Genomic DNA, 8,461 nt, shown 5'->3' with positions numbered 1-8,461 from the left:
GGGTGGGGCACACCGGCGGGGGATGGCATGCGCAGGTCAGATTCGCGCTACTGGCCGGTAGCGCACAAGAGGTGGGAGGTGTCGGAGTGATGAAGAATCAAACGTTGTGAAGGCTCCGTGAGTTCGCCGGGCGGGGCGGCCGACGGTGCGTCACGTGGTGACGCGATGTCACATCACGGATCGATATCCGCCACGTAGTTGTTGTGTGCGAAGTCGCCGCGGGAGCCCTCCCGACGATCATTTCGGCCCTGTCCCGCGTGCATAGTTGTGTCCGCCCCAGCCAAGCCGGGGCATGACAAGTTTCAGTNNGCAAGTCCGACGAGGGCGGCGCGAAGGCCTCGGGCGAGACGACCGCCCAGGCGGGCGCCGGCTCGGACGTCGACACCGGCGAGAACGAGGGCGGGGGCGACACGACCATCGGCGGCTTCAAGCTGCCCGAGGGCGTGCCCACCGAACTCTCCGGTGACGCGCTGCAGAAGTGGAAGAACGGCGGCTGGCAGGACTTCGACGACTGGGCCTCCAAGGCGGAGGACTTCGCCAACCCCTACATCGAGGACTTCTGGACCCCCGAGCGCATCGCCAAGGCGAAGGCCCAGATGCCCACGCAGCTGCCGGAGATCGCCGACGCGGGCAACGTGTCGAAGGGGTCGAACAAGACCACCAAGGTCTGGCTGCCCGACGGCTCGGTGAAGCGGCAGAACGCCTCCAAGGTCAAGTCGACCTACCACAAGAACGCCGCCCCGGTCGGCAAGCTCTTCTTCACCACCCCCCAGGGCTCCAGCGTCTGCTCGGCGGCCGNNGGCAAGTCCAACCTCGTGTGGACCGCCGGCCACTGCGTCCACGCGGGCAAGGGCGGCGGCTGGTACCGCAACATCGCCTTCGTCCCGTCCTTCAACAACACCGCCAAGCTGAACATCAGCCAGGCCTCCGCCAACTACCGCGCGAGCAACGTCTCGCCGTACGGCCTGTTCTGGGCCGACTGGGCCACCACCTCCGGCACCTGGATCAAGGGCGGCAACGCCAGCCAGGGCACCGTGGCCGCCGCGTACGACTACGCCGTCCTCCACGTGAAGCCGGAGAAGGGCGCCAAGTCGCTGGAGGAGCGCGTCGGTTCGGCGCTCCCGGTGTGGTTCAACGCCCCGGCCGCCAACAAGGTCAAGAACATGAAGGTGCGCGGCTACCCGGCCGAGGCCCCGTACGACGGCTCGAAGATGTACCACTGCCAGGGCGCCACCAAGCGCTTCGTCCTCGGCTACAGCTACCCGAGCGACTACCCGGCCCAGTACATGGTCGGCTGCACCCTGAACGGTGGCGCCTCCGGCGGCCCTTGGTTCATGAGCCACAAGGGCCGTACCTACCTGGTCTCCAACAACTCGCTGAGCGACCGCTCCTCGTTCATCACCGGCCCGCGGCTGGGGAAGAACGCCAAGGAGGTCTACCTGGCCACCAGCAACAAGTTCAAGTAGGCCGACGCGCGTGAAGCGGCCCCCGGTGACCTCGGTCGCCGGGGGCCGCTCCGTGTCTCAGGGACTCAAAGGCTCAAAGGCTCAAAGGCTCAGGGGCTCCCGCGCTCAGGCCAGCTGCGGCGGCAGCGGCGCCGCGTGCGTCACGATCAGGCCCGACACCGCACGGGTGAGCGCCACGTACAGGCGGCGCAGGCCCGTCCGTTCGTCCGGCTCCCCGTCGACGACCGCCTGCGGCTCGTCCAGCACCACGTAGTCGTACTCCAGGCCCTTCGCGAGCGACGCCGGCACGAGGGTGAGGCGCGTCTCGTACGTCGTCTCCTCGCCCGGCGCGAGGTAGCCGATCCCCGCCGCCGTCAGGGCCTCGGCCAGCGCCGGCACCCGCGCGTCGGCCGCGATCAGACCGACCGACCCCTCGTGGCGCAGCAGCTCCTCGCAGGCGGCGATCACCCGCATGTCGTCCTCGGCGGGCCGTACGTCGAAGAAGCCCGGGTTCTCCCGGACGGAGGCCACCGGGGTCAGGCCGGGCGCGATGTGGGGGAGCAGCCGGGAGGCGTAGGTGATGACGTCGGTCGGCACACGGAAACCGGCGGTCAGCTCCTCGATGTGCGCCTCGGCCTTGCCCAGGTGGGCCAGGGCCTCCTGCCAGCTCCGGGTCGCCCACGGGGTGGTGCCCTGCGCGAGGTCGCCGAGGACGGTCGCCGAGCCGGTGGTGCAGCGGCGGCCGACCGCCCGGTACTGCATGGGGGACAGGTCCTGCGCCTCGTCGAGGACGACATGGCCGAGGGAGTGCGTGCGCTGCACGAGGTCGGTGGCCTCGTCGATCAGCACGGCGTCGGCGGCGGACCACTTCGCCGTCCTCACGCTCCGCATCGGCTTCGCCCACAGGATCGTCTTCTGCTCGTCGTCGGTGAGGACACCCTGCGCGTGCTCGGCGAGGAAGTCGGCGTCGGTGAGCAGCCGCAGGACCAGCTTGGCGGGGTCGACGGGCGGCCAGATCGCCTTGACGGCCGCCTTCACGGCGGTGTTGCGGGCCACCGCGTCCTGCACCCGGTCGTCGGGCGCCTCACCGGAGCGTTCCATCTGCACGAGCACGGCGTGCGCGATCCGCTGCGGCAGGGCGTCGCGGGCGGCGCCGTAGCGGATGTCCCGGTCGAGCAACTCCTTGACGATGTCCTCCAGTTCGTACGCCGGGACGCGCCAGCGGCGCGACCCCCGTACGACCACGACGGGCTCCGTGGGGAGGGTGACGTGCGAGCGGACGGCGCGGCGGAGCACCTGCGCCATCCGGGCGTCGCCCTTGACGACGGCGGCGGCCGCCTCGTCCGTCCCCCGCACCTCCACATGGGCCACCAGGTCGTCGACGGTGGCCTGCTTGACCTCCAGCTCGCCCAGCGCCGGGAGCACCTGCTCGATGTAGTGGAGGAAGGAGCGGTTCGGGCCGATGACGAGGGTGCCGGTGCGGGAGAGACGCTCACGGTGGGCGTACAGGAGGTAGGCGACCCGGTGCAGGCCGACGGCGGTCTTGCCGGTGCCGGGGCCGCCCTGGACGCAGAGGCTGCCGGACAGGTCGGAGCGGACGATCTCGTCCTGTTCGGGCTGGATCGTGGCGACGATGTCCCGCATCGGGCCCACACGGGGGCGCTCGATCTCCTGCTGGAGCAGCTTGCTGGTGGTGGCCGCCTCGGCGGGGTCGGAGAGGTGCTCGTCCTCGTAGGCGGTGAGGTCGCCGCCGGTGTAGCCGAAGCGGCGGCGCAGCCCGACGTCCATCGGGTCCTTCTTGGACGCCCGGTAGAACGGCTGCGACACGGGGGCGCGCCAGTCGATCACCATCGGGTCGCCGTCCGCGTCGTGCACATGCCGGCGCCCGATATAGAAGCGCTCCCCCTCCGCCCCCTCGGCCTGTTCGGCGCCGGGGGCGTGCAGATAGTCGAGGCGGCCGAAGAAGAGCGGGGTGTGGCTCAGGTCGGCGAGGGCCTTGATCCGCTCGTCGATCTGTCGGGCGAGCACCTCCGCGTTCACCCAGTTCGCGGTCACGTCCCGGATGTCCAGAGCCTCCACGTCCTCCCGCATGGCGCGCAGCGCGGAACGGGAGGCGGCGAGGTGGTCGCGTTCGCGGGTGAGGGGATTGATCTCTTCGTCGGCGGGCGCGGACAAGGAAGTGCCTCCGGGGGCCTACGGGATCCACGGGATCCGGCGGTGGGGGTGGGGTGAGCCGGCCGGTTTCCGTCCGGACGGCGGCGCTCCACGAGCGGGAGGCGGGCAAGGGCGGAGAGTTTAGGCGAGACGAGGGGGAGAGGGCCAACGGATTTCGTGTCTGGCCGCCGTACCCCCTAGGGGGCGGGTACGCCGGGGGTACTAGGGGACGGCAGGACCTGAGGGTGAGCGGAGGGCTCAGCCGGTTCCATCCATGGACCGACGCCATCCACAGGCGGACGTTCCACCATGGATACATGAGTGCAGCGACCTTCATCCCAGCCTCGGCCGCCGGCCGACCCGGTCCGCCGTCCGGTGCGACCGGCCTCGACGACCGTCACCCCCGCCACCGCCTCGCGGACGCCCTCCGGGCGGTCAAGGTCTTCGCGGGCGCCGCCTTCGGCGTGATCGTGCTCGGAGAGTACGCGGAAGAAGCGGGCATACGCCGCCCCACCTGACGCGCCCCCCGTCCACGGAACAGGCCCCGACCTCTCGCGTCGGAGCGAGGGCACTCCTGCCCAACTCCGAGGGCCACTCCAAGGCCCACTCCGAGGTTCCACACCGGCGCCGCGACCGGTGCGGCATGCAGCCCGCTCGGTACGCAGCCTGCTCGGTACGCGGTCCGCACGTCACGTCATCGCTCCAGCGCGCACGTCATCTCACGCCTCGCACGTCACCCCGGCCCGACGACCCGCATCCGCTGTCCGTATCCGCACTCAGGGCGGCGGCCACCGTCGTCGGCCACACGGCGCTCAGCGCATCCCGGAACCATCCCTCCCACCCCCGGCGTGGCCGGGGCCGGTCCCCCCACCGGCTCCGGCCATGCACCACCTCGTCCTGCGGAGGGCCTCGCGCGGCGATCCGCTCAGGCGTCGTCCGCCAGGAGTTCGTCCGCGTCCATGATCCGGTAGGCGTAGCCCTGTTCGGCGAGGAAGCGCTGCCGGTGGGCGGCGAAGTCCTGGTCGATGGTGTCGCGGGCGACGACGGAGTAGAAGTGCGCCTGGTGGCCGTCGGCCTTGGGGCGCAGGACCCGGCCCAGCCGCTGGGCCTCCTCCTGGCGTGAGCCGAACGTGCCGGATACCTGGATGGCGACGGTCGCCTCCGGCAGGTCGATGGAGAAGTTGGCGACCTTGGAGACGACCAGGACGTGGATCTCGCCCTCGCGGAACGCGTCGAACAGCTTCTCGCGCTGCGCGTTCGACGTCTCGCCCTTGATCACCGGTGCGTCCAGATGGGCGCCCAGCTCGTCGAGTTGGTCGATGTACTGGCCGATGACGAGGATCTGCTGCCCGGCGAAGCGGCGGACGATCGCCTCGGTCACCCGGCGCTTCGTCGCGGTCGTGGAGCAGAAGCGGTACTTCTCCTCCTGCTCGGCGGTGGCGTAGGCGAGCCGCTCGGAGTCGGTGAGGTTCACCCGGACCTCGACGCAGTCGGCGGGCGCGATGTAGCCCTGCGCCTCGATCTCCTTCCAGGGCGCGTCGAACCGCTTGGGCCCGATCAGGGAGAACACATCCGACTCCCGGCCGTCCTCACGCACCAGCGTCGCCGTCAGGCCGAGGCGCCGCCGCGCCTGGAGGTCGGCGGTGAACTTGAAGACGGGCGCGGGCAGCAGATGCACCTCGTCGTAGACGATGAGGCCCCAGTCACGGGAGTCGAACAGCTCCAGGTGCGGGTAGACACCCTTCCGCCGCGTCGTCAGCACCTGGTACGTCGCGATGGTGACGGGACGGATCTCCTTGCGGGTCCCGCTGTACTCGCCGATCTCGTCCTCGGTCAGCGAGGTCCGCTTCACCAGCTCGTGCTTCCACTGCCGGGCGGAGACGGTGTTGGTGACGAGGATCAGCGTGGTCGACTTCGCCTGGGCCATGGAACCGGCCCCGACCAGCGTCTTCCCGGCGCCGCAGGGGAGGACGACGACACCGCTGCCGCCGTGCCAGAAGTTCTCCACGGCCTGCTTCTGGTAGGGCCGCAGCGCCCAGCCGTCCTCGTGCAGTTCGATCGGGTGTGCCTCGCCGTCGACGTACCCGGCGAGGTCCTCGGCCGGCCAGCCCAGCTTCAGCAGCGTCTGCTTGATCTGCCCGCGCTCCGAGGGGTGCACGGCGACGGTGTCCGGGTCGATCCGGGAGCCGACGAGCGGGGCGACCCGCTTCGACCGCAGGATCTCCTCCAGGACCGGGCGGTCGGTGGTGGTGAGGACGAGGCCGTGGGCGGGGTGCTTGCTCAGGGTGAGACGGCCGTAGCGGTCCATCGTCTCGGCGATGTCGACGAGCAGCGCGTGCGGCACCGGGTATCTGCTGAACTCGACCAGCGCGTCCACGACCTGCTCCGCGTCATGGCCGGCGGCCCGCGCGTTCCACAGCCCCAGCGGCGTCACCCGGTAGGTGTGGATGTGCTCCGGAGCCCGCTCCAGCTCGGCGAACGGCGCGATGGCCCGACGACAGTCGTCCGCCCGCTCGTGGTCGACCTCCAGGAGCAGGGTCTTGTCGGACTGGACGATGAGTGGACCATTCACGCGCGACACCCTTTCGTTTCGGCCAAACGTCCAGTGTGCCTGATCGTTCCGCCCTTTCGCCGGGGTCGTTCCGCCCGGCCTCTCCCTCACATCAGTCTTATTGGATGTCTATTCATTCCGATGAGTGGAGGGAATTCAAATATGAGGCAAGGGCTCCCCAAGAATGTTGAACCGTGCAGCCATCTTCCCCCGCCGGCCCGGTCACCCCGTCCGCCTCCCCGCAGGGCACCACTCTCGGCTATGCCCTGTTCGCCACTCGCTGGCTCCAGGCACCGCTGTACTTCGGTCTGGTCGCCGCACAGGGGGTGTACGTCTACAAGTTCTTCAACGAGCTGTGGACGTTAATCGTCAAGTGCGTCGGCGGCAGTGCCACCGAGAACTACGTCATGCTCGCGGTGCTCAAGCTGGTCGACGTCGTCATGATCGCCAACCTGCTGATCATGACCATCGTGGGCGGCTACGAGACCTTCGTCTCGCGCATCGGCCTCCAGGGCCACCGCGACCAGCCCGAATGGCTCTCCCACGTCAACTCCAACGTCCTGAAGGTCAAGCTCGCCACCGCCATCGTCGGCATCTCCTCCGTCCATCTGCTCCAGATGTTCGTGGACGTCCACCACACCTCCCGCCACGCGCTGCTGTGGGGCACGGTGATCCACATGGCGTTCATCGTCTCGGCGGTGCTCCTGGCGTACATGTCGGGGCCGATGCTCCGTGAGGAGAAGGGCCACGGCCCGCACCACGTCCCGCACGGCGACCCGCGCGGCCCGGCCGACCCGGTCCCGCCCGCACCACGGGGACCCGCCGACCCCGGGGGCGCCCACGGACCGGTCGGCCCGCCGTGGGACCAGGAGCACGGGGCCACCGGGCCGTCCCTCCCCTCCACCCCGGTCCTGCGCCCCGCCTCGCTGCCGATCCCGGCGCAGGCCACCTCGGACGAGAAGCACGCGGCGCGCGAGCGGGAGACCCGCCGGCACGGGACGGCGTTCACACGTGGCCGGGCCCGCGTCGTGCCGCACGAGGCGGCGGACGAGAGCCGGCTGAGGGACGCCGGGTTCCCCGCGCGCAAGCTGCTGGAGGACTTCGACCCGGACCACCCGCGCACCTTCGACCGGCACCTGCTGGCCCGCCTCGGGACGCTGGACTTCCTGGCCGCCCGGCGCAACGTCGTCTTCGTCGGCGCCCCCGGCACCGGCAAGACGCACCTCGCGATCGGCCTCGGCGTACGGGCCTGCCAGGCGGGGAACCAGGTGCGGTTCGCCACCGCAGAGGAGTGGGCCGCGCGGCTGGCCGGGGCACGGGCCGAGGGCCGGCTCGCCGGGGAACTGTCCGCGCTCGACACCTGCCCTCTGCTGATCGTCGACGAGGTCGGCTACCTGCCCTTCGACCCCGACACCGCCCGGCTCCTCTTCCAACTCGTCGCCCACCGCTACGAGCGGGCCTCCCTGATCGTCACCAGCGACCGCCCCCTCGGCCGCTGGGACGAGATCTTCGGCGGGGCCGCCCCGGCCGTCGTGGACCGGCTCGCGCACCACGCCGACATCGTCCGCCTCGAAGGGGACAGCTACCGGCTGCGCCGGGTCCCCTCGGCGGGCTGAGTCACTTCAGGAGGCTGACGTTCTGGATGAGCGGCCCCTCCACGGTGAGCCCCTCCCCGACCATGGTGCCGAGTTCGGGGAGGGGCAGCGGGTTGGCCGCGGCGGGCGAGGCGAGCACACCGATCAGGGCGGCTGCGGCGAGGGCGCAGAGCAGTGCGGGGATGGGACGCATACGGACCTGTGAACCTTTCGAGCGTGGACGTCGATCTCGATCGGACACAGGGTGGCTGCCCGGCGGCCCCCACCCCGATGCGCACGCCCCATCACGACCCCTCGTCGGAGGGAAAACCGGGGATGGCCTGCATGAACGTCCGGGTACGCCCGAACGGGTGACAGTCGGGTGGTGATTTGATCATGGAACGGAGGCCGGGCGCCTCAGGGTCGCGCAGCGCCAACCCGGGGTCATCCGGGCCCAACGAGGGCCATCCGGGNNATCCGGGTCCAACGGGGGTCAGATCGAGTCGTCCGCCAGTTCCGCGACGCCCGTGATGCGGTGCAGCGGGAACGTCCGGACCTCGTCCGCCGTGTGGTCGTACGCCGTCACGAAGCCGCCCTCGACGCGCACCGGGGCGATGACGCGCTGGCTGGCAGAGCCCTCGGCGTTGACGTAGCCGATCCACAGGGCCTCGCCGGTGAGGACGGCGGCCTGCATCGTGGCGAGGGTCTCGGCGGAGCTGGTGCGCGGCAGCGTCCCG

The 8,461-nt window shown here is 70.6% G+C and carries 7 protein-coding genes; 3 read left to right on the top strand and 4 right to left on the bottom strand.

Going from position 1 to position 8,461, the window contains the following annotated elements:
- Positions 1 to 800: 800 nt before the first annotated feature.
- Positions 801 to 1,466, top strand: a 666-nt coding sequence (locus AOK23_RS50140; RefSeq protein WP_420823734.1) for a trypsin-like serine peptidase, incomplete at its 5' end; no start/stop codon positions are given.
- 105 nt (positions 1,467 to 1,571) lie between these two features.
- Here AOK23_RS50140 and AOK23_RS23235 read toward each other — a convergent pair.
- Positions 1,572 to 3,536: a HelD family protein gene (locus AOK23_RS23235; RefSeq protein WP_420823735.1), complete on the bottom strand. Its 1,965-nt coding sequence runs from the start codon at positions 3,534 to 3,536 to the stop codon at positions 1,572 to 1,574.
- A 380-nt stretch (positions 3,537 to 3,916) separates the two neighbouring features.
- Between AOK23_RS23235 and AOK23_RS23230 the strand changes: the two genes are divergently transcribed.
- On the top strand, positions 3,917 to 4,117 hold the full coding sequence (locus tag AOK23_RS23230; protein WP_055714605.1) for a hypothetical protein: 201 nt from the start codon (positions 3,917 to 3,919) through the stop codon (positions 4,115 to 4,117).
- 407 nt (positions 4,118 to 4,524) lie between these two features.
- Here the strand turns inward: AOK23_RS23230 and AOK23_RS23225 are convergent, their stop codons facing one another.
- Positions 4,525 to 6,171, bottom strand: coding sequence for a DNA repair helicase XPB (locus tag AOK23_RS23225; protein ID WP_055714604.1), 1,647 nt, complete (start codon positions 6,169 to 6,171; stop codon positions 4,525 to 4,527).
- A 173-nt stretch (positions 6,172 to 6,344) separates the two neighbouring features.
- Here AOK23_RS23225 and istB point away from each other — a divergent pair, with 173 nt between their 5' ends.
- A complete protein-coding gene (istB, locus tag AOK23_RS23220) occupies positions 6,345 to 7,766 on the top strand; it encodes an IS21-like element helper ATPase IstB (RefSeq protein WP_055714603.1) in 1,422 nt (473 codons plus the stop codon).
- A 1-nt stretch (position 7,767) separates the two neighbouring features.
- On the opposite strand, the gene AOK23_RS48520 is transcribed toward istB, so the two are convergent.
- Positions 7,768 to 7,938 (bottom strand): hypothetical protein, encoded by a 171-nt coding sequence (locus tag AOK23_RS48520; protein WP_169800324.1) that lies wholly within the window; start codon positions 7,936 to 7,938, stop codon positions 7,768 to 7,770.
- A 279-nt stretch (positions 7,939 to 8,217) separates the two neighbouring features.
- The coding region (locus AOK23_RS23215; protein WP_157878128.1) for a WYL domain-containing protein at positions 8,218 to 8,461 on the bottom strand (244 nt) is incomplete at its 5' end.

The sequence above is a fragment of the Streptomyces torulosus genome (assembly GCF_001419765.1).
GTDB classification, from domain to species: Bacteria; Actinomycetota; Actinomycetes; order Streptomycetales; family Streptomycetaceae; genus Streptomyces; species Streptomyces torulosus.
The sequence above is the reverse complement of the archived record's forward strand: the minus strand, read 5'-3'. Positions and strand labels throughout refer to the sequence as shown.